Source organism: Actinoplanes sp. NPDC051405 (genome assembly GCF_055586185.1).
On the sequence record NZ_JBVJIR010000012.1, the window covers coordinates 247,135 to 270,453 of the forward strand.

Annotated in this window: 26 protein-coding genes; 14 read left to right on the plus strand and 12 right to left on the minus strand. The window is 73.0% G+C overall.

From position 1 onward, the window contains the following. Nucleotides 1-47 precede the first annotated feature (47 nt). Nucleotides 48-1,379, plus strand: coding sequence for an FAD-dependent oxidoreductase (locus ACZ6S4_RS25825; RefSeq protein ID WP_465477375.1), 1,332 nt, complete (start codon nt 48-50; stop codon nt 1,377-1,379). On the opposite strand, the gene ACZ6S4_RS25830 is transcribed toward ACZ6S4_RS25825, so the two are convergent. Continuing rightward, on the minus strand, nt 1,360-2,793 hold the full coding sequence (locus ACZ6S4_RS25830) for a hypothetical protein (RefSeq protein WP_465477376.1): 1,434 nt from the start codon (nt 2,791-2,793) through the stop codon (nt 1,360-1,362). The genes ACZ6S4_RS25825 and ACZ6S4_RS25830 overlap by 20 nt on opposite strands. A 112-nt stretch (nt 2,794-2,905) precedes the next feature. Here ACZ6S4_RS25830 and ACZ6S4_RS25835 point away from each other — a divergent pair, with 112 nt between their 5' ends. The 4 genes from ACZ6S4_RS25835 to ACZ6S4_RS25850 are packed head-to-tail and all read left to right on the plus strand — an operon-like array spanning nt 2,906 to nt 6,065. Further along, complete coding sequence (locus ACZ6S4_RS25835) at nt 2,906-3,787, plus strand: hypothetical protein (protein WP_465477377.1); 882 nt, start codon at nt 2,906-2,908, stop codon at nt 3,785-3,787. Between the two features lie 55 nt (nt 3,788-3,842). Beyond that, nucleotides 3,843-4,271, plus strand: coding sequence for an ABA4-like family protein (locus ACZ6S4_RS25840; RefSeq protein ID WP_465477378.1), 429 nt, complete (start codon nt 3,843-3,845; stop codon nt 4,269-4,271). Between the two features lie 10 nt (nt 4,272-4,281). Further along, a complete protein-coding gene (locus ACZ6S4_RS25845) occupies nt 4,282-5,442 on the plus strand; it encodes a sensor histidine kinase (RefSeq protein ID WP_465477379.1) in 1,161 nt (386 codons plus the stop codon). Further along, nucleotides 5,439-6,065 (plus strand): response regulator, encoded by a 627-nt coding sequence (locus ACZ6S4_RS25850; protein WP_465477380.1) that lies wholly within the window; start codon nt 5,439-5,441, stop codon nt 6,063-6,065. Before ACZ6S4_RS25845 ends, ACZ6S4_RS25850 begins: the two co-directional genes overlap by 4 nt. 200 nt (nt 6,066-6,265) lie before the next feature. Here the strand turns inward: ACZ6S4_RS25850 and ACZ6S4_RS25855 are convergent, their stop codons facing one another. Together ACZ6S4_RS25855 and ACZ6S4_RS25860 are read right to left on the minus strand one after the other, a co-directional pair. Beyond that, complete coding sequence (locus ACZ6S4_RS25855; RefSeq protein WP_465477381.1) at nt 6,266-7,102, minus strand: alpha/beta fold hydrolase; 837 nt, start codon at nt 7,100-7,102, stop codon at nt 6,266-6,268. Nucleotides 7,103-7,218: 116 nt separating this feature from the next. Continuing rightward, nucleotides 7,219-7,341, minus strand: coding sequence for a ribosomal protein bL36 (locus tag ACZ6S4_RS25860; protein WP_015624451.1), 123 nt, complete (start codon nt 7,339-7,341; stop codon nt 7,219-7,221). Nucleotides 7,342-7,410: 69 nt separating this feature from the next. Between ACZ6S4_RS25860 and ACZ6S4_RS25865 the strand changes: the two genes are divergently transcribed. Continuing rightward, a complete protein-coding gene (locus ACZ6S4_RS25865; protein ID WP_465477382.1) occupies nt 7,411-7,797 on the plus strand; it encodes a hypothetical protein in 387 nt (128 codons plus the stop codon). Next, entirely contained in the window at nt 7,797-10,247 is a 2,451-nt protein-coding gene (locus tag ACZ6S4_RS25870) for a DUF4132 domain-containing protein (RefSeq protein ID WP_465477383.1), read from the plus strand. Before ACZ6S4_RS25865 ends, ACZ6S4_RS25870 begins: the two co-directional genes overlap by 1 nt. A gap of 153 nt (nt 10,248-10,400) precedes the next feature. Here ACZ6S4_RS25870 and ACZ6S4_RS25875 read toward each other — a convergent pair whose 3' ends face one another. The 3 genes from ACZ6S4_RS25875 to ACZ6S4_RS25885 are packed head-to-tail and all read right to left on the minus strand — an operon-like array spanning nt 10,401 to nt 12,228. Continuing rightward, nucleotides 10,401-10,877 (minus strand): hypothetical protein, encoded by a 477-nt coding sequence (locus tag ACZ6S4_RS25875; protein ID WP_465477384.1) that lies wholly within the window; start codon nt 10,875-10,877, stop codon nt 10,401-10,403. Between the two features lie 47 nt (nt 10,878-10,924). Beyond that, complete coding sequence (locus tag ACZ6S4_RS25880; RefSeq protein ID WP_465477385.1) at nt 10,925-11,563, minus strand: LysE family translocator; 639 nt, start codon at nt 11,561-11,563, stop codon at nt 10,925-10,927. Continuing rightward, nucleotides 11,560-12,228, minus strand: a complete 669-nt coding sequence (locus ACZ6S4_RS25885; RefSeq protein ID WP_465477386.1) for a DUF2238 domain-containing protein — start codon at nt 12,226-12,228, stop codon at nt 11,560-11,562. The genes ACZ6S4_RS25880 and ACZ6S4_RS25885 overlap by 4 nt, the downstream gene beginning before the upstream one ends. A gap of 72 nt (nt 12,229-12,300) precedes the next feature. Between ACZ6S4_RS25885 and ACZ6S4_RS25890 the strand changes: the two genes are divergently transcribed. Then, nucleotides 12,301-12,729, plus strand: a complete 429-nt coding sequence (locus ACZ6S4_RS25890; protein WP_465477387.1) for a hypothetical protein — start codon at nt 12,301-12,303, stop codon at nt 12,727-12,729. Next, nucleotides 12,726-13,439 carry a hypothetical protein gene (locus tag ACZ6S4_RS25895; RefSeq protein WP_465477388.1) on the plus strand — a complete coding sequence of 238 codons (714 nt, stop codon included), beginning with the start codon at nt 12,726-12,728 and terminating at the stop codon, nt 13,437-13,439. The genes ACZ6S4_RS25890 and ACZ6S4_RS25895 overlap by 4 nt, the downstream gene beginning before the upstream one ends. On the opposite strand, the gene ACZ6S4_RS25900 is transcribed toward ACZ6S4_RS25895, so the two are convergent. Genes ACZ6S4_RS25900 through ACZ6S4_RS25925 form a run of 6 tightly spaced genes read right to left on the minus strand, consistent with a single transcriptional unit; the run spans nt 13,414 to nt 18,067 of the window. Continuing rightward, nucleotides 13,414-13,728, minus strand: a complete 315-nt coding sequence (locus tag ACZ6S4_RS25900; protein WP_465477389.1) for a hypothetical protein — start codon at nt 13,726-13,728, stop codon at nt 13,414-13,416. The two genes, ACZ6S4_RS25895 and ACZ6S4_RS25900, sit on opposite strands and share 26 nt — an antisense overlap. 27 nt (nt 13,729-13,755) lie before the next feature. Next, a complete protein-coding gene (locus tag ACZ6S4_RS25905) occupies nt 13,756-14,220 on the minus strand; it encodes an NADPH-dependent FMN reductase (RefSeq protein ID WP_465477390.1) in 465 nt (154 codons plus the stop codon). Next, complete coding sequence (locus tag ACZ6S4_RS25910; protein ID WP_465477391.1) at nt 14,217-15,278, minus strand: LLM class flavin-dependent oxidoreductase; 1,062 nt, start codon at nt 15,276-15,278, stop codon at nt 14,217-14,219. The genes ACZ6S4_RS25905 and ACZ6S4_RS25910 overlap by 4 nt, the downstream gene beginning before the upstream one ends. Further along, nucleotides 15,279-15,794 carry a flavin reductase family protein gene (locus tag ACZ6S4_RS25915; RefSeq protein WP_451908768.1) on the minus strand — a complete coding sequence of 172 codons (516 nt, stop codon included), beginning with the start codon at nt 15,792-15,794 and terminating at the stop codon, nt 15,279-15,281. It abuts the gene before it with no gap. Between the two features lie 9 nt (nt 15,795-15,803). Beyond that, on the minus strand, nt 15,804-16,904 hold the full coding sequence (locus tag ACZ6S4_RS25920) for an LLM class flavin-dependent oxidoreductase (protein WP_465477392.1): 1,101 nt from the start codon (nt 16,902-16,904) through the stop codon (nt 15,804-15,806). After that, nucleotides 16,904-18,067: an acyl-CoA dehydrogenase family protein gene (locus tag ACZ6S4_RS25925; protein WP_465477393.1), complete on the minus strand. Its 1,164-nt coding sequence runs from the start codon at nt 18,065-18,067 to the stop codon at nt 16,904-16,906. Before ACZ6S4_RS25925 ends, ACZ6S4_RS25920 begins: the two co-directional genes overlap by 1 nt. Nucleotides 18,068-18,178: 111 nt before the next feature. Here ACZ6S4_RS25925 and ACZ6S4_RS25930 point away from each other — a divergent pair, with 111 nt between their 5' ends. Genes ACZ6S4_RS25930 through ACZ6S4_RS25950 form a run of 5 tightly spaced genes read left to right on the plus strand, consistent with a single transcriptional unit; the run spans nt 18,179 to nt 23,313 of the window. Beyond that, the gene (locus tag ACZ6S4_RS25930) at nt 18,179-19,030 is read left to right on the plus strand and encodes an ABC transporter permease subunit (RefSeq protein ID WP_433720587.1); all 852 of its coding nucleotides are present in this window, start codon (nt 18,179-18,181) and stop codon (nt 19,028-19,030) included. Then, nucleotides 19,027-19,986 carry an aliphatic sulfonate ABC transporter substrate-binding protein gene (locus ACZ6S4_RS25935; protein ID WP_360823875.1) on the plus strand — a complete coding sequence of 320 codons (960 nt, stop codon included), beginning with the start codon at nt 19,027-19,029 and terminating at the stop codon, nt 19,984-19,986. The genes ACZ6S4_RS25930 and ACZ6S4_RS25935 overlap by 4 nt, the downstream gene beginning before the upstream one ends. Continuing rightward, complete coding sequence (locus tag ACZ6S4_RS25940; RefSeq protein ID WP_465477394.1) at nt 19,983-20,693, plus strand: ABC transporter ATP-binding protein; 711 nt, start codon at nt 19,983-19,985, stop codon at nt 20,691-20,693. The genes ACZ6S4_RS25935 and ACZ6S4_RS25940 overlap by 4 nt, the downstream gene beginning before the upstream one ends. Continuing rightward, a complete protein-coding gene (locus ACZ6S4_RS25945; RefSeq protein ID WP_465477395.1) occupies nt 20,690-22,894 on the plus strand; it encodes a molybdopterin-dependent oxidoreductase in 2,205 nt (734 codons plus the stop codon). The genes ACZ6S4_RS25940 and ACZ6S4_RS25945 overlap by 4 nt, the downstream gene beginning before the upstream one ends. Further along, nucleotides 22,891-23,313, plus strand: a complete 423-nt coding sequence (locus ACZ6S4_RS25950; RefSeq protein ID WP_465477396.1) for a cupin domain-containing protein — start codon at nt 22,891-22,893, stop codon at nt 23,311-23,313. Before ACZ6S4_RS25945 ends, ACZ6S4_RS25950 begins: the two co-directional genes overlap by 4 nt. The last annotated feature ends 6 nt before the right edge of the window (nt 23,314-23,319 follow it).

Consider the following 23,319-nt stretch of genomic DNA (forward strand, 5'->3'; position numbering starts at 1 on the left):
CCGACTGAGAGCGAGCACCAACCGCCGGCCGTATCTAGGCTCGGCGGATGAAGGTAGCCATCGCCGGCGCCGGACCCACCGGCCTGTACGCCGCGACCGCCCTGGCCCGCCGCGGTCATGAGGTCACCGTCGTGGACCGCGACCCCGGTCCGGCACCCGGCGGCGACTGGCCGCGCAAAGGCGTCATGCAGTTCCACCACCCGCACGGGCTGCGCCGGCAGATCCTCACAGCCCTCGACGCGGAGCTGCCCGACGCGCGCGACGCGCTGCTGGCCGCCGGCGCCGAGCTGTGCATCATGCCCGCCGAGGGGTCCCGGCCGGAGACGGTGGTCGGGATGGCCTGCCGCCGGGAAGTCTTCGAGCTCGTGTTGCGGAGGATCGCGGCGGCCGAGCCCGGCGTGACGCTGCGGTGCGGGCACGTCGACGACGTGCTGCGCTACCACGGCCGCGCGGCGGGACTGCGCGTCGACGGTGCCGAGGTGACCGCCGACCTGGTGCTGGACGCCTCCGGCCGGGCCGGGCGGATCGGCGACGACCTGCGCGCGCCCGGCACCGGCCAGGACTGCGGACTGTCCTATGTCTCCCGGCAGTACGAGCTGCTGCCGGGCGCCGAACCCGGCCCGGTCAACGCGCCGGTCGGCCTGATCTCCCGGATGCCGGGCTACTTCTTCGCCGTGTTCCTGCAGGACAACCGCACGCTGAGCACCACGTTCTGCCGGCTCAGCACCGACCGGGAGCTGGCCGGCCTGCGGGTCACCGGGGCGTTCGAGACGGCCGCGCGGGCGGTGCCCGGATTCGCGGAATGGACCGACCCGGCGCGAACGCGGCCGATCACCGCCGTCCTGCCCGGCGGTCACCTGCACAACGCCTACCGGGGCCAGCTGGACGAGGACGGCCGGGTGGCGCTGCCCGGGCTCATCCACGTCGGCGACGCGGTCTGCACCACGAACCCGACCGCCGGACGTGGCATCGCGACCTCCCTGCTGCAGGCCCAGCACCTGGTCTCGCTGATCGGCGGTCCCGGCGGCGCCGACCTGGAGACCGTGACGCTGGCGTTCGACCGGTGGTGCACCGAGCAGATCAAACCCTGGTTCGACGACCACCTGAGCTGGGACGCCGAGCAGGTACGCCAGTGGGCGGGCGCGGACATCGACCTGTCCCGTCCGCTGGCCTCCGGCTACATCGTCGAGGCGGCCGGGGCGGACCCGTCGCTGATGCGCCACGTGGGGCCGTACCTGTCGATGGAAGCCCTGCCCGCGACGCTGGCCGCGGCCGAACCGCGGGCCCGGGAGATCTATGCGGGCGGCTGGCGGGCCCCGCTGCCGGCCGGCCCCAGCCGGGACGACCTGGTGTCGCTGATCAGCCGCGTGGCGGTCTAGGCAGGGCGGCCGGCAGCCCGCGTACGGCGGCCAGCCCGAGCACCGTCCGAGGCTGGTAGGCGACCCGCCACAGCCCGCCGTGCGCCGCGCCGATGGTCTCGTCGATCCAGGCGTTCGTGGCCGCGGGCCGCGGCTTGCGCAGCTGGTGCACGAGCAGCGCCGCCATCAGCCGGTTGCTGGTCGCCGGTTCGAAGATCTCCGCGCCGAACACGTGCGCGCCCGCGTAGGCCGCGGCGAGCAGCCGGTTGCTCAGCACCGACCGGGTCCGGGTCGGCGGGGCCACCGAGAAGCTCACCGTCGTGCCGTCGTGCCGGGCCACCGACGCCCGCCAGCGCTGGATGCGTTTGGCCAGGGCGTAGTTCGGGCCCTGCTGGGGCACCAGGCAGTCGGCGATGCCGGGGTCGGCGCCGGACGGGTAGTTCGGCTGGAGCAGCCGGCCACCGGACATCGCGGCGAGCACCTTGGCCGCCGCCGGCCGGTCCCGGAACCGTGCCGCGGCCTGCGCGACGGCGCCGGCCGGCACCGCGAAGGCATCCGTCGGCGTGGCCAGGAAGGCCAGGGCGGTGCCGGGTCGCTGGCGGCGCACATGCTCGGTCAGGGCGTCGACCGCGGCCGAGAGCCGGGGGTACGCCGCCCCGGGCGCGTACACATAGTTACCGAGCACCAGCCGGCCCTCGATGCCGAGCAGCCACCGCGCCGCCGCCGGCAGCCCGGTCAGCAGGTCCACGCCGGCACCCTCGATCGTGGCACCCGGCGCGATCAGCGTGCCCGCGCTCTGCCGGGCGGTGGCCGCCACCCGCTCCCAGACCCGCGGCCGGGGCAGGTCGACGCCGATCACCGTGCCACCCCACGCCAGTACGGCGGGCAGCGGTCCCATCTCGGCGCCGGCGCCCAGCACCACCAGCCGCTGATCGGACAGGTCCAGCCAGTCCGGCTCGGCGGCCACCTCACGGACCGCCTCGGCGCACGACTCCTCGATCGTGCCCTCCCGCACCCAGGCGTCGAGCCGGCGCAGCAGGGCGTCCCCGCGCAGCAGCTCACCCCGGTACGGCAGGATCAGTTCCTGCTCGGGCTTGCCATCACCGTGGATCGTGACGGTGTCCAGCGGCTCGGCGGCTTCGCTCTTTGTGGTGAACGCCTGATCGAGCGGCACCTCGTCCGCGCCGCTGGTGATCCGCATCCGGCTGTGCACCGACGCCAGCCCGGCCCGCGCGATGTCGTAGCCGCCGTCCAGCCCCGCCTCGACCAGGGCCCGGAAGTGCCGCAGGTAGCCCGTACGCCAGTCGCTCTCCCGCTCGGCCGCCGCGGCCGCCGCCGGATCCGCCACCCGCAGAGCGTCCGCGACCACCGCCCGGCCCAGCGCCGAACCGCTGCGCCGGCCGTCCTCGGCCCAGGGAAACACGACCTCGTTCACGCGGACAGTATGGCGACCTCCTACCCAGGGAGGAGAAGGCCTCCGACCGCCGGCCGCGGGACCGGCCCGCGGATGGGCGAAAGCGCCCGCCGGCACCGAAAGCATCAAGGGCATGACAAATGTGCTGCGCTGGCACCGCCCGCTGATGATCTTCGCCGCCGCGATGGCCGTCCTGGCCCTCGTCGCGGCGGTCGGCACCCTCGCCGACCCGCGCGTCCTGACCGGCGCGCCGATCTGGCTCAAGCCGTTCAAGTTCGCGGTGTCCTTCGTCCTCTACACCTCCACCCTGGCCTGGATGCTCTCGCTGCTCCCGCGACGCAGCCGTCTCGCCGAACGGGCCGCCACCGTGGTGGTCGCCATGTCCGTCGCCGAGATGGTCGTGATCGTGACGCAGGTGCTGCGCGGTCAGACCAGCCACTACAACGAGACCTCCACGCTGAACTCCGCGCTGTGGCAGGTCATGGGCAGCGCGATCATGGTGCTGTTCATCGCGCACTTCGTGATCGGCGTCGTGGTACTCCGGCAGCGGATCGCCGACCGGGTGTCCGCCCACGCCGTCCGCTGGGGCCTGGGACTGTCCCTGCTCGGCCTGGCGGCGGCGATCCCGATGGTGCAGCCGGCCCAGATGGGGCACAGTGTCGGCGTGAGCGACGGCGGACCGGGACTGCCGGTGGTCGGCTGGAGCACCACCGGCGGCGACCTGCGGATCGGCCACTTCATCGGGCTGCACGCGTTGCAGGCGCTGCCGCTGCTCGCCCTGCTGCTCGGCAACCGGCTCGACGAGCTCACCCGGATCCGGCTGCTGGCGGTCGGCGGCGTCGCGTACGGCATCCTCACCGCCCTGCTGACCTGGCAGGCCCTGCGCGGCCAGCCGCTGCTGCAGCCGGACGCCCTGACCCTGACCGCCTGGGCCGCCCTCGCCGCCGCGACCGCGACCGCCACCCTCGCGGTGGTGGCCCGCCGCCGGCGCCCGGCTCTGGAGCTGGCGGCATGACGGCCTGCACCGAGCGGCACCTGGCCGCGGCGGCCGACGGCATGGGAGGGGCGGCATGACCGGCGCTCTGTTCGGGTTGACGTTTGCGGTCGCTGCGCCGTTCTGGGCGCTCATGATCCTGCTGCCCGGCTGGTCCTGGACCCGGCGGATCATCGCCTCGCCGCTGATCGTGCTGCCGGTCGTGGTGATCTACGCGGTGCTGGTCATCCCGGCCTTCGGCGAGGTGCTGCCGGCCGTCGCCTCGCCCACCCTCGGCGGCGTCCGCGAACTGCTCGGCACGGCCGACGGCGCGGCGGCGGCCTGGGCGCACATGCTCGCCTTCGACCTCTTCGTCGGCCGCTGGTCCTGGCTCGACAGCCGGACCCGCGGGATCCCCGCGCTGATCATGTCGCCGGTGCTGCTGCTCACGATCCTGCTCGGCCCGCTGGGCCTGCTGGTCTACCTCCTGGTACGGGCCCGCTACCGCCCCGCCGAGAGCGCCTAGGGTGGTCCTCGTGGGATGGGTGGCACGGCTCTTCGACGCGCGGGACACGTTCGTCCGGATGGTGCTGCTGGACCTCAGCGGCCTGAGCTACCTGTTCTTCGGCACCCAGGCCGGCCCGGCGCCCACCCCGACGCAATGGCTGCTCGCGGTGGCCGCGTTCACCCTGGCCCTGCTCCTGCACCGCCGGCAGCTGCCCGGCCTGCTGGCCCAGACCGCCCTGCTGGTCGTGGCGTTCTGGCTCATCGACGACACGACGATCAACCAGGTCGGCACCAGCTGGCTGCTGCTGGAAGTGGCGCTGTGGGCCCCCCGGCCGCGCATCCTCTGGTCCTGCGCGGGCCTGGTCGCGGCGGTCTACCTGGCCTTCACCCTGGGCCGGGACCCGTCGCAGGTCTCCGGGCCGGTCTTCGGGCTGTTCATCGTGATCGGCGTCCCGGTGCTGCTCGGCCTGGTCATCCGGACCACCCGCGAGCTGGGCGTGCAGGCCCGGCGCCGGGACGAGTCGGAGAGCCGGGCGGCCCGCGCGGACGAACGCTCGGCGATCGCCCGCGAACTGCACGACGTGGTCGCGCATCACGTCGCGTCGATGGTGCTGCGGGTCGGCGTGGCCCGGCACGTGCTGCCGGACGTGGACCCGCGGGTGACGGAGGTGTTCGACGACGTGCACAGCACCGGTACGGCCGCGCTGGCCGATCTGCGGCAGCTGGTCGCGGTGCTGCGGGACCCGTCCCGGCGTACGGATGCGGCGCTCACCGCGATCGAGCCCGGCGCGTTGCCGGCCGCCCTCGAAGCCGCGGTCGAAACGGCGCGGCGGGCGGGACTGACGGTGGACGCGACCATCGCACCGGAGGCCGGATCGCTGGACGTGGTCCGCGGCCTGGCCGTGCTGCGGCTGACCCAGGAGGCGCTGACCAACGTGGCCAAGCACGCCGGACCGGCCGCCCGCGCGAGCCTGCGGGTCGAGGTGACGGACGGGGACGTGCTCTGGTCGGTGACCGACGACGGCGGCGGCGTGGTGCCCGGGCTGCCGTCCGGCGGCGGCGGCCACGGGCTGACCGGGATGCGCGAACGGGTCGAGGTGCTGGGCGGCCGGCTGACGGCCGGACCGGCGGCGGGCGGCTGGCGGGTCGAGACGGTGCTGCCGGCGCGCCGGTCCACGGAGCCGGTGTGATCCGCGTCCTGCTGGTGGACGACCAGCCGCTGATCCGCGCCGGCCTGCGGATGCTCTGCGACGCCGAAGCCGACCTGACGGTGGTGGGCGAAGCGGAGAACGGCCGCGACGCGGTGACGCTCGCCGCCCGCCTCGCCCCGGACGTCATTGTCATGGACCTGCGCATGCCGGGCGTCGACGGCATCACGGCGACCGGCCGCATCCTGGCGGAACGCCCGGGCGCCCGGATCGTCGTGCTGACCACCTTCGGCGACGACGACCACCTCTATCCGGCGCTGACCGCCGGGGCCTGCGGCTTCTTGCTGAAGGACGCGCCGCCGGTCGAGCTGCTGGACGGGATCCGGCGGGCCGCGGCGGGGGACAGCCCGTTCAGCCAGGACGTGCTGCAGCGGCTGGTGCGGCGGGCGGTCGCGGCCCGGGTGGAGCAGCCGCGGCCGGTGGCGGGGCTGACCGCCCGGGAGCGGGATGTGCTGGAGCTGGTGGCCGAAGGGCTGTCCAACACGGAGATCGCCGACCGGCTGCACATCGGCGTGACGACGGTGAAGACGCACATCACCAGTCTGATGACCAAGACCGACAGCCCGAACCGGGTGCGGTTGGCGCTCTTCGCCCGCGGCGGCTGATCCCGCGGCGGGATCGCCCGCGGCGCCTGTTTGCCCGCGGCGCCTGTTTGCCCGCGGCACCTAATTGCCGGTGGCGACGGCCGTTCGGCCGCCTCGGCCGCTGTCCGCTGTCGGCTCGCGGTGGCCGCTGTCGGCTCGCGGTGGCCGCTGTCGGCTCGCGGTGGCCGCTGTCGGCTCGCGGTGGCCGCTGCTCGGCCGGGTCAGAGACCGCGGGTGGTGAGCCAGCTCTCGACGCGGGTGATGACCTTCTCCGGGGTGCGGCGGGCCCACAGGAAGTGGTCCGGGACCGCGTCGATCGTGGCCCGGTCGACGTCGGAGGGGAGCCGGGCCGCCAGATGGTCGACCGCGGCGCGCGGGATCATCCGGTCGCCGGCGATGTCGACGAGCAACGCGGGCACGGGCAGTTCGGCCAGCGCGGCCTCGTAGTCGGTGCGGTCGCCGCGCAGGCGGTAGCGGCCGTAGCGGGCCTCGTAACCCCAGTCGTTCATCAGCGTGCGGGGCTGGCGGCCCGCGAAGCCGAGCCGGTGCCCCGGCCAGTAGCCCAGCGAACAGGTCACCGCGCCGACGAAGCGGACCCCGGCGGCGCGCTGGGCCCGGGCGAGCCGGCCGCTGCGGGCGAACGGGGAACTCGTACCCGTGGCCAGGGTGACGACGGCGTCCGGGCGTACCGTGCCGGCGGCGCCCGACAGCAGCGCGAGCTGACCGCCCAGGCTGTGGCCCACCAGCACGACCTTGGCCGCGCCGGCGACGGCCGGGTCGGTGAAGACCGCGGGCAGGTCGTCGCGGACGAGATGGGCGTAGCCGAACGAGTCGCGGCGCAGGTCGGCGACCGGGCTCTGGGGCATGCCGCGCAGCTCCACGCCGACGACGTGCCGGCCGGCGGCCGCCCAGGCGCGGAACAGGGGGCCGTAGTAGGCCACCGGCACCCCGAGCGCGGGCAGGAAGACCACGGAGGCGGCGCGGCCGGGCTCGCCGTATTCCTCGACGGTCAGGGTGACGCCGTCGGTGGAGGGCACCGGATGCACGCGAGGTTCCATCGGGACAGTGTCCGGGTGGACGGTCACCTGCGGCGATGTGATCTGCCACACGCAAAAGACCGGGAACCCGTGGCGGCGGGTTCCCGGCCTTGTTGCCTTGTCACGGTATCGCGGGATCAGCCCTGACGGCCGTTCCAGCGGGGGTTCTTGCGATTGATGACGACCATCCGGCCCCGCCGGCGGGTGACAACCGAACCCGGCTTGCTCTTGAGCGACCGGAGCGAGTTGCGAACCTTCATGATGCCTCCTCGGTGCTGCCAACGCCGCCGGTCACCGCGGCATTCCGAAAACTGTCGGAGGCTGCCGCCATGATGACCGGGCCGAAGGAAGGGGCGGGTGTGGCCGAGGTGATGGTGCGCGATGAGACCATGGCGGGCCGGGCGATCGACGAGTGGGTCCTGCCGGACCTTCCCGACGAGATCACCGCCCGCGAGCTGCTGCGCCTGCGGGTCCGCGAGGAGGTGGCCCGCTTCCACGCAACGGCGGGCGACGTCTTCCGCGGCCTGGTGCGGCCGGTCGCGGGACAGCGCCTCGACTGGGTCGCGCAAGCTGACGCGGCGTGCCAGGCGTTCACCCGCAACGGCTTCGTGATGATCGTCGGCCGGCACCAGGTCGACGACCTCGACCAGCTCATCGACCTGCGCGGCGATCCGACGGTCGCGTTCGTCCGCCTGGTCCCGCTGGTGGGTGGCTGATGGAGCCGATCCTGCTCGACCTGACCCCGATGGTCGACCCCGACCCACGCCTGCACGAGGTGCGGACGACGGACGCCGACCCGGCGCTGCCCGCGGAGCACCGCCGGCTGATCTGTCTCCGCCTGCACTGGGAAGCGGCCCGCGACGACGCCCCCTTCGTGCACCCGGCCGAGGTCATCGCCGCGCTCGCGACCGATGACGTGCGCTGGACCCGGGATGACCTGATCTGGAGCCTGCGGGTGCTGGCCGGCGAGACCGGACGCGACGACGGCTCGCCGTGGCGCCTGCCCGCCATCATCGGTGCCGCGCTGCCGCCGGAGGAGCTGCGTGACCTCGTTCCGGCCTTCGAAGCGGTGCTGGACGCGGTGAAGACCAGCTATCTGGCTGCGCGGGTGCGTCATTCGCTGTCCCAGGCGTACGGCGCTGTGCTGGACCGGATCGATCCCGGTGGGCTCGGCCACGTGTTGCCGGCGGACGACGTCTTCGACGCGGCGGTGCAGGAGTCGTTGCGGCCGTTGCTGACCGATTCCGGGGTGCTTGCCGTGCTGCGGCACGCCGAGTCGCTGACCAAGCCGGTGCCGGCCAAGGGCTGGCTGCGCCGGGCGGATGATCTGCTCGGCGGGGCAGGCGTGATCACCCCTCTGCTGGAGCGGTTCTGTGCCTATCAAGGGTCGGTCGGTGAGGACACCGACCTGCTGTTGCGGGGGCTGATCTGGTTCGCCGCCAGGGATCCAGGGGAGGAAACGACTGCGTTGCTGGCCCGGGTCGCGGTGCGGGCGGCCACGGCATCTTCGGAGGTGCGGGCGCCGCGGACAGCGGCGGCCGCGGTGGAGATCTTGGCGGATCGCGGGGGTGATGCGCCGGTGCGGGCGCTGGTGCGGCTGGCGCTTGCGGTGCGGAGCAAACCGTTGCTGGCGCGGGTTCGCGGTGCGATCGAGCGGATCGAGAACGCGCGTGGCTGGGCGGCCGGCGAGGCGCTGGAGCTCGGGATCGACGACCACGGCCTGGATGCGGAAGGACGGCGCTGGCCGGTGCCCGGCCGCGTCCAGGTGGAGGTCGTTGACGGCAGGGCGCGATCGGTGGTCATGCGGGACGGCAGGCCGCTCAAGCGAGTGCCCGCCGATGTGGACGTCACGGAGGCTCGGGCGCTGGTCAAGGAGATCACCAGAACGCTGGCTGCGGAACGCGGTCGGATCGAGTCGCTGCTGTCCCAGGAGCGAAGCTGGGCGTGGGCTGATTGGGTGGCGCGCTATCTGGATCATCCGATCACGCGATCTGTGGCCGGCCGACTCGTCTGGCAATCGTCGGTGGACGGCAGGTCGTGGCGAGCCGGCATTCCGCGTCGTGAGGCCGACGGCGGCTGGAAGCTGGTGGACGAGGCGGGCGACGACTTCGAGGCGGTCGGCGGGCGGGTGCGGCTCTGGCATCCGGCGTTGGCCGGCCCGGGGGAGGCGGCGCGCTGGCGTGACCACATCGGAGTGAGCGAGGTGCGGCAGCCGTTCAAGCAGGCGTTCCGGGAGGTCTATCCGCTGACTTCGGCGGAGGCGTCGAGCCGTACTTCGTCGCGGCGTTTCGCGGGGCACATCCTGCGCTATCGCCAAGCCAACGCTTTGATGCGGACCCGGGGCTGGGCGGCGAGCTACCTCGGCACATGGGATCAGGGTCACCGCACGGAAGCGGCGAAGGATCTCGGTGGCGGCGAGTGGCGGGCGCTGCTGGTCCACGAAGCGGCCGGGGAGGCGGACCATCAGGTGGTGTACTGCATGCTCGGCGAGGTCCGCTTCACCCGCCGCGCCGGCGGAGCGTGGCAGGATGCGCCGCTGACCGAGGTGCCGGTACGGGTGTTCAGCGAGGCGATGCGCGACGTGGATCTGTTCGTCGGCGTCACGTCGATCGCCGCCGACGAGGCGTGGCAGGACCGGGGAACCGAGCGTTTCCGCGCCTACCGGGAGTCGGCCGGCTTCGGTGCTCTGACCGCCTCGGCCGAGGTACGCCGCGACGTGCTGGCCCGCCTCTTGCCGCGGTTGTCGATCGGGCCGCGCTGCGAACTGACGGACAGATACCTCCGGGTCCGCGGAAACCGTGGCACGTACCGGATCCACCTCGGCTCGGCCAACATCCTGATCGAACCCGACGACACCTACCTGTGCATCGTCCCCGAACACAAGCGCAAGGAGGCGGTCCACCTGCCCTTCGACGACGACCGGGTGCTGTCCTTGATCCTGTCCAAGGCGATTTTGCTGGCGGCCGACGACACGATTACCGACCCCACGATCGTGCCGCAGCTCCCGGTCGGCCGCGGGCCCGACGATCCTGAGCAGTGTCAGAGTCCGCCGATGCCGATGCCGATGCCGATGCCGATGCCGATGCCGATGCCGATGCCGATGCCGATGGCGGCACCGGCATTGGCGAGGGCCTGGCGGTGGCGGTGGCGGCAGCGGCGGCGGTAACAGCAGCGGCAGCGGCGGCGGTAACAGCAGCGGCAGCGGCGGCGGTAACAGCAGCGGCAGCGGCGGCAGTAACAGCAGCGGCAGCGGCGGCAGTAACAGCAGCGGGAGCGGCGGCGGTGGGCGTAGTGGCGCGCGGGCGGGGAGGCGGTGGGCTCAGGCCGGGTCGTGCGGGATGGTTCCGACGCGGATCTGGGTGTGGTCCGTGCGCCACTGGTGCCGGGATCCCGGCGGCGGCATCTCCACGCCCGCGATCCCGGCGGGGGCAGAGAATTCCTGGCGCAGGTGCTCGATCAGCTCCCGCGCTTCGCGGCGCTTGGCCGGGGAGTTGCCGGGATCGTCGATGCTCAGGCCCAGCACGGCCGCGTCGTCCTCGGTGATGGTGATCATCGCCCAGGGGTGGCTGCGGCCGTGCAGGTACAGCGTGAACGCCGAACTGCCGTCAGGCGAGCGGAGCTCGTCCAGCGTCGCGGCATCCGCCTCGGTCGGCGTGCCCGTGACGTAGGTGCGCAGGAACGACGGCAGCCGGTCGTCGCCGGGTGCTTCGGTGTCGACGTAGCGGTCGACGAACGCCTGCAGAAGCCCAGGTGTCCGCTCCGGCAGCCACACGTAGACATCCCAGCAGAACGACATCAGCCGAGACTAGGCGCCGGTAACGGCCACCACCTGGCCGGATTGCGTCAGGCCGGGCGGGCGCGGTCCGTGGCCAGGTGCACGGCGAGCGCGCCGAGCACCGTACCCATCAGGTAGCGCTGCATCCGCAGCCAGGCCGGCCGCCGGGCCAGGAAGACCGCGATGCCTCCCGCCGCCGCCACGATCAGCAGGTTGACCGTCAGGCTGACCAGGATCTGCACGCCGCCGAGCACGAAGCCCTGGGCCAGCACGTGCCCGGCTTCCGGGCGGACGAACTGCGGGATCAGCGACAGGTACATGATCGCGGCCTTCGGGTTGAGCAGGTTGGTGAGCAGGCCCATGGTGAACAGCCGCCGCGTCGAGTCGATCGGCAGGTCACCCGGCGCGAAGACCGACGTGCCGCCCGGGCGCAGCGTCTTGACGGCGAGCCAGCCCAGGTAGGCTGCACCGGCCAGCTTGAGAGTCGTGTACGCCTCCGGGACGTGCACGAAGATCACCGAGAGGCCGAGGTTCGCGGCGGTCAGGTAGACCAGGAAGCCGATCACCACGCCGCCGAGCGAGACGATGCCGGCCCGCCGGCCCTGGGTGATGCTGCGCGAGACCAGATACATCATGTTCGGGCCCGGGGTGAGCACCATGCCGAGGGCGACGGCCGTGACGCCGAGCAGGGACGCGAGACTGATCATCCGTCCAGCGTCGCCGCCGGCTGCGGGATCCGGCGAGAGCCAAAACCCGATCGGTGGTACGCGATCAGCCCGGCAACCGCCACCGCGACGATCGCCCCGCCCGTCGCCAGCGTCATGTCCTTGTGGGCGTCCCACAGGTCACCCTGCTGGCCGTTGTAGGCCTCGGCCGCCCCGGGCGCGAGCGTCATCGCGATGGCCCACTCGAACAGCTCGTACACCGCGCTCGTGGACAGCACCACGTCCACCGCCACCAGCGCCGCCCAGCGGATGCCGCGCCCGGCCTCCCGGAACCGGGCGAACAGCACCGGACCGAAGCAGAGCCCGTACGACAGGTGCACCAGCCGGTCGAAGTTGTTGCGCTGCCACCCGAAGAGCTCGTTGAGGCGTACGCCGAACAGCGCGTCCGTCCAGTCGTCGTACGGGACGAAGGAGTAGATCCACCGGGCCGCCACCGAGTGCAGGGTCAGGAAGATCAGGATCAGCAGGAACGACGTGTACGGCAATGGGCGGCGGCGCTGCACGAGCAGCAGCGCCACCAGTCCGAGCACGGTGAGCGAGTGGTGCATGGCTTGCTCGACCGGATGCTCCGGGCGCCACCAGGTGGCGGCGACCACGATCAGGAAGACGCCCAGCGTCCACCGGTACGCGAGGGGGAACGGGGGCACAGCCGCACTCTAGGCGCCCCGGTCCAGTCTGGAGGGTTGACAGTCACCCCGGGGGTGACACATGCTCTGACCATGAGCAGTCAACCCGGGGGTGACAAAAGCTGGGACGTCGTCCTGGCGCACCGTACCCCCGACACCCGCGCGCCGGTCCGCGAGCGCTTCGAGTCGGCCGGGGTGGCCCCGGAGCTGGTGCGCTCGGCCCTGGCCGACGGGGGCGACAAGATGTTCGCCGCGGCCGCCGACGGTGCGGCCGACTGGGCCGAGCCGTTCGGCGGTCCGCTTGCCGTCGCGCTGATCGCGGCCGAGGTCAGTGCCCTCACCGCCCACCTGACCTCCCGGGCCTCCGCGGTCCGGGCGCTCGCCGTCGAGGCTCTGCTCGACGACTTCAGCGCGGTGACGGTCGCCGCCCGGCTCGGCGTCTCCCGGCAGAAGGTCTACGACATCGCCCGGCCCAACCCCACCAGCTCCTTCATCGACCACGCGCCCTGGAGGCTGCCGTGACAACCCTGGAAGAGGCACCGACCGCCATGGAAGAGCTCGTCGACCTGCCCGACCCCGAGACCCAGCCGCTGGTCCACCCGCTGGACCTGCCCGCGGCCCGCACCGACTTCCGCAACGGCTGGCTGGTCGGCGCGGCCACCAGCCTGCCGGTCGCCGCCCTGGTCGCCGGCATCATCGCCTACCTGACCCGCAGCGTTGTCCCGCCGATCGTCGCCTTTCTCGCGCTGAGCGTCTTCGGGGCGCTGGCGAGCCGCTTCGCCATCAACCGGGCCTGGGATTACATCCCGCGCAAGCGCCAGGACCGGGAGCGGCCGCTGCCGCGCAGCTGGGACCTCGGCGCCGCGGCCATCCTGGCCCTGGCCCTGGGCGTCGCCCTGCTGCTCATCGTCTACCGCCTCGACGACGCGGACGTGCCGCTCGACGTGCGGTCGTTCACCTTCGGCATGAGTGCCGTGGCCGCGCTGCTGGTGGTGGCGGACGCGCTGGTCGGCCTGGTGCGGCCGGCCGGGCGGAACCGGGCGCTGGCGAGCCTGCCCGGGGTCCTGGTGGTCGCGGTCGCGACCGTGCTGGCCTACACGGCCTGGTTCGACAGCAACGCCGAGGGCTCGCTGGTGTTCTGGGGAGCGGTCTCGATGGCCGCCGCGGGTTTGCTGGCCGGTGCCGGGAGGCTGCGGGAGCGCCGCGTCAGCGCCCGTGCCGCGCAGCGATAGCGTCGACCGCGTTCTTCGCTTCCAGCAGGGTGGCGCCGGTCTCGTCGCGGTAGGCCTTGATCGCCGCCACCCGCTGGTCCGCGAAGATCAGCCGGAGCACCTCGGGCAGCTCCCGCTCGCGGACGGTGATGCCCAGGTGCCCGACCACCGCGTCGAGCTTCTGCTCGATCGCGGTGAGCCGGGCAGCCGTCCGCAGTTGTTCCCGCCGGGAGTTCGCCGAGGAGGCCAGGCCCAGCAGGATCAGGCCGACCAGCAGCACGACGAGCGCGACGGTCACGAGGATTTCCATGGCGTCATCGTGGCAAGCCGCCGCCAATCACCCGCCGTGCAACGCCGCGTACTTCTCCGCGATCGTCGCCGACTCGGGCAGGTCGGCCTCGACCACCGGCAGCGCGGGCGCGACCTCGGCGCCCAGTTCGGCGAGCAGCTGCGCCAGCAGGGCCGCGGCCGCTGCGGCCTGCGGGGCCACACCCGCGGTCACCACCGGTACGGCCCGTTTGCCGGCCAGCGCATTGGCGGGCAGCTGGTCGAGCAGCACCTTCAGCACCCCGGTGTAGCTGCCCTTGTAGGTCGGCGTGGCGACCACGAGCACATCAGCCTCGCGGATCGCCGTCACCGCGGCCGCCGTGGCGGTGTCTCCCGGGGTCAGCAGCCCCGCACCGAGCGCGCCGACCTCCACCACGGCGGCGGCACCGCCCAGGGCCTCCCCGACGGCCGAGGCCAGCACGGAGGTTCGCGATCCGGGCCGCGGGTTACCCGAGACGACGACGATTCCGCTCATGCGTTTGCTCCCAGTTTCAGCAGGGGGAGGACGCCCTCGCCGAAGCGGTAGGCCTCCTCCAGGTGTGGTTGTCCGGACAGGATGAAGTGGTCGATGCCCAGCGCGTGATACTCGGTGAGCCGCTCGGCGACCTCGGCGTGGCTGCCGACCAGCGCGGTGCCCGCGCCCGGCCGGACCAGGCCGAAGCCGGCCCACAGGTTGGGGGAGACCTCGAGCGAGTCGCCGCCGGCCAGCTGCGCCATCCGGCGCTGACCCTCCGATTCGGTACGGGCGAAGCGCTCGCGGGCCGCGGTGACGGCGGCCTCCGGCACCCGGTCGAGCAGGGCGCGCGCCGCCGCCCAGGCCTCGTCGGCGGTGTCCCTGGTGATGACGTGCAGCCTGATCCCGTACGTGAGCCGGCGATCGGTCAGCGCGCGCACCGCGGCCAGCTTGGCGGCGACCGCGTCCGGCGGTTCACCCCAGGTCAGGTACGTGTCGACGTGCTCGGCCGCCACCCGCAACGCCGGCGGCGACGACCCGCCGAAGAAGATCGGGGGTACGGGATCCGGCGGCTGCCGCGTCGTCGCCCCCTCGATCCGGTAGTGCTCGCCGGTGAAGTCGAACGGCTCGCCCGACCAGGCGCCGCGCAGCACCTGGACGAACTCGGCGGTCCGGGCGTACCGCTGGTCGTGGTCCAGCCAGTCGCCGAAGCGGCGCTGCTCGGTGGACTCCCCGCCGGTGACCACGTTGAGCATCAGCCGCCCGCCGGAGATGCGCTGGTACGTCGAGGCCATCTGGGCGGCCAGCGTCGGCGACACCAGCCCGGGCCGGAACGCGACCAGGAACCGCAGCGTGGACGTCTCGGTGAGCAGCCCGGCGGTGGTGAGCCACGCGTCCTCGCAGAACGTGCCGGTCGGGGTGAGCACGCCGGTGAAGCCGAGGCGCTCGGCCGCGCGGGCCACCAGCGCCAGGTAGCCCAGTTCGGGCGGGCGCTCGGTGGTCACGGTGGCGGCCGCCTGCCCGCCGCTGGTGATGCCGTGGCTGTCCCCGGCGGTCGGCAGGAACCAGTGGAACTCCATCTACGCCGACCGCTTGAGGTGCGCGTACGTGCCGTCGTGGTAGACGAGCGGGGTGACCGTCGTGTCCTCGTGGTGCTCGCCCAGCTCCGGCGCGGCCAGCACGATGGTGTGGTCGCCGGCCTCCACCCGCTGGGTCACCCGGCACACGATGCGGGCCAGCACGCCGTCGAGCAGCGGCACACCGTCCGGTCCGGGCCGCCAGGCGCCGTGCGCGGCGAAGCGGTCGATGCCCCGGGTCGCGAACGTGCGGGCGACGTGCTCCTGCTCCAGGGTCAGCACGTGTACGGCGATGGTGCTCGCCGACTCCACGGCCGGCCACGCCGAGGCGGTCTTGGCCAGGCAGAACGAGACCAGCGGGGGGTCGAGCGAGACAGAGGTGAACGAGGTGGCGGTGAAGCCGGCCGGGGGCTCACCGGGGGCGGTGATCACGACGACGGCGGCGGCATGGCGGCGCAGCAGCGCCCGGAAGAGGTCGGCGTCCACGGCACGGTCCTGGTGGAGAGGGGTGACGGTCATGGTGGTCCCCTAAGCAGCGACGAGGGAGCGGTGAGCTAGTTCCTGCCTGACGAGCGGGATGAGGTGCCGGCCGTAGTCGACCGCGTCGTCGACGGGGTCGTAGCCGCGGATCAGGATCGTGGTGACGCCGAGGTCGATGTAGTCCAGCAGGGCGCGGGCCACGGTCTCGGGCGAGCCGACCAGGGCGGTCGAGTTGCCCTGGGCGCCGCTGGCCCGGGCCGTGGCCGTCCACAGTGCCCGGTCGTGCCGGTCGCCCTTGGCGGCGGCCGCGAGCAGGCGCTGCGAGCCGACGTTCTCGGGGTGCGGCCCGCCCAGCACGCGGGTCTTGTCGCCGGTGAAGGAGCCCTTGCCGCCCTTGCTCTCGGTGATGGTGGCCAGGATGCGCTCGGCCCGTTCCCAGGCCAGCTCGTCGGTCGCGGCCAGGATCGGCCGGAACGAGACGCTGATGCCCAGCGGGCCGCGCCCGGCCGCGGCCGCCGAGGCCTGCACGGCGGCGATCTGCTCGGCGGTCTCCTTCAGCGGCTCGCCCCAGAGGGCGAAGACGTCGGCGACCGCCCCGCCGGTGCGGTACGCCGCCGGGGACGAGCCGCCGAAGTACAGCGGGATCCGGTGCGCCGGCTGGGCCTGCAGCGAGAAGTTCTCGAAGCGGTAGAAGCGGCCCTCGTGCGAGAACGGCTCCGGCGACGACCAGGCGCGGCGCAGGATCCGCAGGTACTCCTCGGTGCGGGCGTACCGGTCCTCCTTGCCCAGGTAGTCGCCGTCGCGGCGTTGCTCGGCGTCCGAGCCGCCGGTGATGGTGTGCACGGCGACCCGGCCGCCGGAGAGCTGGTCCAGCGTCGCGAAGGTGCGCGCGGCGGTGGTCGGGGCGACGAAGCCGGGCCGGTGGGCGATGAGCAGCCCGAGGCGTTCGGTGTGCGCGGCGGCGTACGCGGCGACCTGCGTCCCGTCCGGCGTGGACGAGCCGTAGCCGATCAGCACCCGGTCGAAGCCGCCGTCCTCGTGCGCCCGGCTGAAGCGCCGTACGTAGCCGGGGTCGATCGGTGGTCCGCTGGGCGCGCGGGTCTCGGACACGTCCCGGGTGCCGATCATGCCGACGAACTCGACGGTCATCAGGAATTCCTCTCGAGCTGGGCGCGACCGGCGGCGGTGAGGACGACGTCGTCCTGCGGGGTGTGGATGCGCCCGCAGAGCACGTCGCGCAGATGGCGCTCGAGCGGGTGCCGGCGGCTGAGCCCGGCGTTGCCGATGAGAGCGACACCGCGCTGCACGGCGTCGATGGCGGCGGTGGTGGCGACGGTCTTGGCCAGGCCCGGCTGGGCCGCGTCGACCGGCTCGCCGCGGTCGATCGCCTGGGCGATGCTGTCGACCAGCGTCGTCGCGGTGAGCAGCCCGGCGGAGATCAGGCCGACTTCACTCTGGAAGCGGGGGAGCGAGGCCAGCGGCTTGCCGAGGTTGGTGGGCACGCGTTCGCGCAGGTAGCCGGTGAGCCAGCCGACGGCCGCGGCGGCCACCCCGAGGTAGATGCCGGCGATGCCGAGGGCGTTCCAGGCGCGCAGGCCGCCGGGGTCCGCGCCGGGCGCTCCCGGTTCGGCCAGCTCCAGCGTCGCCCCGAGCGGTACGGGGACCCGGTCGAAGGTCACGTCGTCACTGCGGGAGGCACGCAGGCCCAGGTGGTCCCAGATGCGCTCGACGGTGATGCCGGGGGAGTCGGTGCGGATCAGGAACGCTCCTGTGCGTACCGGATCCTCGTCGGTCCGGGCCCAGACCTGCATCCAGCGCAACCCGACCGCCCCGGTGGAGAAGATCTTGTGACCGGTGAGCTCCCAGCCGTCCGCCGTCCGCCGGGCGGTGGTGGCCGGCAGGCCGCCGCGGGCCGGGGTGCCGAGGTCGGGCTCGACGCGCAGGGCGTTGATCAGGGTGGGCCGCCGGGCCGACTCGGCCAGCACCTCGGCGTAGAGGCCGGCGGGCCAGGCGGCCGAGGCGGCGTGCGCGAAGAGCGTCATCGCGCTGATCAGGGCGACCGACGGGTCACCGCGGCCCAGGGCGGTGAGGACGCGCACGGTGTCGGCCAGGCCACCGCCCGGGCCGCCGTGCTCGGCGCCGACGGTGAGGGTGAGCAGGCCGGCCTCGTGCACCACGGCCAGGCCGGCGTGCGGCAGGTCGGCGGTGCGGTCGTGCTGCTCGGCGTGGGCAGCCAGGGCCGCGGTCACGTCCACCAGATGGGAAAGGCGGGGCGTCGGCAGAGCCTGAGCATCCGCAGCGGGGGTGGGCATGGCCCCAACCGTGCCCTCCTTGCTGCATGGGTGTCAACGGTGATCCCATATCCTAGTAAACCTATGGGGTTCAGTTGACATGCAGAACTTGGATGAGTCAGAGTTCCGGCCATGTCCACTCCCACCATCGCCGCCCCGGTCAGCCCACCGGCGGCGACCACGAGCACACCGGCCCCCGGCGGGGCGCGCCGGAGAGGGCTGCCGTACCGGGTGATCTCCTGGGTCGTTCCGCTGTTGCTGCTGCTCACGTGGGAGCTGCTGGCCCGGGCCGGGATCATCGCCCCCAACGTCCTGCCGGCCCCGAGCTCGGTCGGGGTCACCGCCTGGCGGCTGACCGAGACCGGCGAGCTGCCCACCCACCTGTGGGAGAGCCTCAAACGCGCCGCCATCGGCCTGGCCATCGGCGGCAGCATCGGCCTGGTGCTCGGCGTGCTGACCGGCTTCTCCCGGCTGGCCGAGGCCATCGTGGACCGCAACATCCAGATCGTCCGGGCCATCCCCTTCCTGGCGATCCTGCCGCTGGTCATGGTGTGGTTCGGCGTCGGCGAGAGCGGGCGCTACTTCCTGGTGGCGCTCGGCACCCTCTTCCCGATCTACCTCAACACCGTGCTCGGCATCCGCCAGGTCGACCCGAAGCTGCTGGAGATGGGCCGGGTCATCGGCCTGCCCCGGCTCCGGCTGGTCCGCACGGTGATCCTGCCCGGCGCGCTGCCGTCCGTCCTGCTGGGCGTGCGGCTGGCGCTGACCAACGCGTGGCTGGCCCTGGTCATCGCCGAGACCGTCGGCGCGCCCGCCGGCATCGGCTTCATGGCCACCAACGCCCGCGAGTTCCTCCAGACCGACGTGATCGTCCTGGTCATCGTCCTGTACGCGCTCATCGGTCTGAGCACCGATCTCATCGCCCGGGCCCTGGAGCGCCGTCTCCTGGCCTGGCACCCGAACTACTCCGGAGGTAAGAAGTGACACTGTCCCGCCGCTCACTGCTGGGAGCCGCACTCGCTCTACCCGTGCTCGCGGCCTGCGGCGACAACGCGGCGGAGGCCAACGGCCGCAAGAAGGTCCGGCTGACCTACGGCGCGATCTCGGTGCCCAAGACCCGTGGCGTGTTCGAGCAGACGCTCAAGGACCAGGGCATCGACGTCGAGTGGGTCGGCCCGTTCCCGAACCACGCCCCCACCCTGCAGGCCGTCGCCACCGGCACCGCCGACTTCAGCTTCGGCGGCAGCTCCACCCCGGCCGACCAGGCGCTGTTGTCCGGCAACAAGCTCAAGTACGTCGCCTGGGCCACCGCCAAGCCCCGGCTGTCGTCGATCCTGGCCCTGCCGAACTCGGGCATCACCAAGGTCGCGGACCTGGCCGGCAAGAACGTCGCCGTGAACAAGGCCGGGCTGGGCGAATTCCTGCTCGTCGCGGCGCTGGAGAAGTACAACGTGCCGCGGGACTCGGTGACTTTCACTTATCTGAACCCGCCGGACGCCGCACCCGCCTTCGGCAGTGGCAAGGTGGACGCGTGGGGCATCTGGTCCGGCCCGATGGAGCTGGCCGAGGTGCAGTACGGCGCCAAGCGCATCTTCACCGACGGCGACGAGCTGGACAAGCAGATCGACTTCTCGACGTACCTGGTCCGCGAGGACTACGCGAAGAAGGAGGCGGACACCATCCGCAAGGTCATCGCCGCGTACAAGGCCGAGGCCGACTGGGTGAACGCCAACCAGGCCGAGGCGCAGAAGATCGGCAACGCCGTCTCCAAGTACCCCGACGCCGTGGTGCAGAAGATCGTGGCCGGCAACGTGCAGACCACCTGGAGCCTGATCAACGACGACGGCATCGCCCAGCTGCAGGCCGGTGCCGACTGGCTGAGCGAGCGGAAGGTGCTCAGCGGCAAGATCAATATCGCGGACCACGCGGTGAAGCTGTGACCACGGCGGTGGACGCGCCCGCGGTGCGGGCCAGTGCGGTCACCCGGCGGTACGGCGACCGCACCGTCCTGCACGAGCTCGACCTCGAGATCCGCCGGGGCGAGTTCGTGGCCCTGCTCGGCAAGAGCGGGTGCGGCAAGACGACGCTGCTGCGTACCCTCGCGGGCCTGGACCCGCTCGACGGCGGTGACCTCGTCGTGCCCTCCTCGTCCACCGTGGTCTTCCAGGAGCACCGGCTCCTGCCCTGGGAGAAGGTCTGGCGCAACGTGGCCCTGAACCTGCCGCGCGCGACAGCCCGGTCCCGCGCCCAGTCCGCGCTGGAGGAGGTCGGTCTCGGCGACCACGCCGACGCCTGGCCGCTGACCCTGTCCGGCGGCGAGGCCCAACGGGTCGCCCTGGCCCGGGCCCTGGTCCGCGAGCCCGAGCTGCTGCTGCTGGACGAGCCGTTCGCGGCCCTGGACGCGCTCACCCGGATCCGGATGCACGGGCTGGTCCGGGACCTGATCTCCCGGCACCGGCCGGCGGTGCTGCTGGTCACGCACGACGTCGACGAGGCCGTGCTGCTGGCCGACCGGGTGCTGACCATGCGCGACGGCCGGATCGCCGCGGACCACCAGGTGTCGGCGCAGGCCCGTTCCCGGGGCCACGCGGAGTTCGTCGCGCTGCGCGCCGACCTGCTCGCCGAGCTGGGCGTCGTCGAGCAGTGAGCAGCACCGGCAGCTCGCACTGGGGAGCCTTCCGGGTCTCTCGCGCCGGCGCGACCCTCGAGGTCACGCCGCGCCGCGGGGATCCGGACCCCACGCCGCTGCTGGGCAACATCGCGGGCGCGCACCGGCACGGCTCCCGGGTCGCGCGCCCCGCGCTGCGCCGCCCGCGGGCCGGTCGCGGCTACGACTCCTTCGAGGAGGTCTCCTGGGACACGGCTCTCGACCGGGTGGCCGAGGCGCTGACCCGGGCCCGGGAGCACGGCGACAACACGATCTTCGGCGGCTCGTACGGATGGGCCAGCGCCGGCCGCTTGCATCACGCGCAGTCCCAGCTGCACCGGTTCCTCGCCCTCGGCGGCGGCTACACCGACGCGCGCGACAACTACAGCTTCGCCGCCTCCAACGTGGTTCTGCCGCACCTGGTCGGCCACCGCGGCACGCACGCGATCATCCGGGGCGGCACCGACTGGCCGGTCATCGCCGCACACACCGACCTGGTGGTCGCCTTCGGCGGCATCCGGGCCGCGACCAGCTACGTCACGCCCGGTGGCCGCGCCACGCACGATCTCCGCGAGCACCTGCGCACCGCCACGGCCCGCGGGCTGCGGGTCGCCTCGGTGTCACCGCTGCGGGACGACCTCGCCGCCGACCTGACCGGCGACCGGCTGGCCGTCCGCCCCGGCACCGACGTGGCGGTGATGTTCGCCCTGGCCCACCAGCTCGTCGCCGACGGTCACGCGGACCTCGACTTCCTGGACCGGCACACGGTCGGCGGACGGCAGTTCGTCAGCGACGTGGCGGACAAGACCCCGGCGTGGGCCGCGGAGATCTCCGGGCTGGACGAGGCGGCGATCGTCGCGCTGGCCCGGCGGATGGCGGCCGGCCGCACGCTGATCACGGTCAGCTGGTCGCTGCAGCGCACCCGGCACGGCGAGCAGCCGCTGTGGGCCGGGCTCGCCCTCGCGGCGGTGCTGGGACAGATCGGACTACCCGGCGGTGGTTTCGGCCACGGCTACGGCTCGGTGGGCGAGGTGGGCGGGGGCAAGCTGCCGTACGGGCTCCCGACGTTCCCGCGCGCCCGCAACCCGGTGCCGGACTTCATCCCGTGCGCCCGGATCGCCGACCTGCTGCTGCACCCCGGCGAGCAATTCGACTACGACGGCGGCCGGTACGCCCACCCGGACACGAAGCTCGTCTACTGGGCCGGCGGCAATCCGTTCCACCACCACCAGGACCTGAACCGGCTGCGCCGCGCCTTCGCCCGGCCGGAGACGGTGATCGTGCACGAGCCGTACTGGACGGCGACCGCGCGGCACGCCGACGTGGTGCTGCCGGTCACCACCACGCTGGAACGCGACGACCTGGGCGCCGGTCGCGGCGACACCCACCTGATCGCCATGCAGCGCGCCGACGAGCCGTACGCCGAGGCCCGCGACGAGTACGACATCTTCGCCGACCTGGCCCAGCGGCTGGGCTACCGCGCGGCGTTCACCGAGGGACGCACCAGCGGCGAGTGGCTGCGGCACCTGTACGAGGACTGGGCCGCCGACCTGGACCTGCCGGGATTCGACGACTTCTGGGCGGCCGGCGAGGTGGAGCTGCCGGGCCGGCGCGCGGACACCGTGCTGTTCGCGGGCTTCCGGGACGGGCGGCCGCTGGACACCCCGAGCGGCAAGATCGAGCTCTACTCGGCGACCGTGGCCGGTTTCGGCTACGACGAGTGCCCCGGCCGTCCCGTGTTCCACGAGCCGGAGCTGTCGCCGTACCCGATCGTTTTGATCTGCAATCAGCCGGCCTCGCGCCTGCACTCGCAGCTCGACATGGGCGAGGTCTCCCAGCAGGCCAAGATCGCCGGGCGCGAGCCGCTGCGGTTGCACCCCGCCGACGCGGCGGCGCGGGGCATCGCCGACGGTGACGTCGTACGGGTCCACAACGACCTCGGCAGCCTGCTGGCCGGCGCGCGGTTGTCCGAGGCGTGCGCGCCCGGCGTCGCCCAGCTCTCCACCGGCGCCTGGTTCGACCCCTCCGCGCCCGAGGTGGCCACGTGCATCCACGGCAACCCCAACGTGCTGACCCGCGACGTGGGCACCTCCCGGCTGGCGCAGGGCTGCACCGGCCAGCAGGCCCGCGTCGAGATCTCCCGCCACGACGGACCGGTCCCACCGGTCCGTGCCTACGACCCACCCCTGGAGCATCAGTGACCGACGATTTCCACCAGAGGCTGCACCACGTCGCGCCGGTCGCGCTGTCCGGTGACACCGCCCAGACCCAGGGGATGACCCGGGTCGAGGCGATCAGCGGCAAGACCGTGGGCAGCAAGGACCTGTGGATGGGCGAGACCCACGTCTCCGCGGCGACGGCCAGCGACAACCACCACCACGGCGAGTCCGAGACGGCGATCTACGTGGTGCGCGGCAACCCGGTCTTCGTCTTCTACTCGGCCGAGGAGGGCGCCGAGACGCGGATCGAGACCAAGCCGGGCGACTACATCTTCGTCCCGCCGTGGGTGCCGCACCGCGAGGAGAACCCGGATCCCGACAACGAGGCGGTCGTGGTGATCGCGCGGACCACGCAGGAGGCCATCGTCGTCAACCTGCCCTCGCTCAAGCCTCAGTCCTGACAGGGA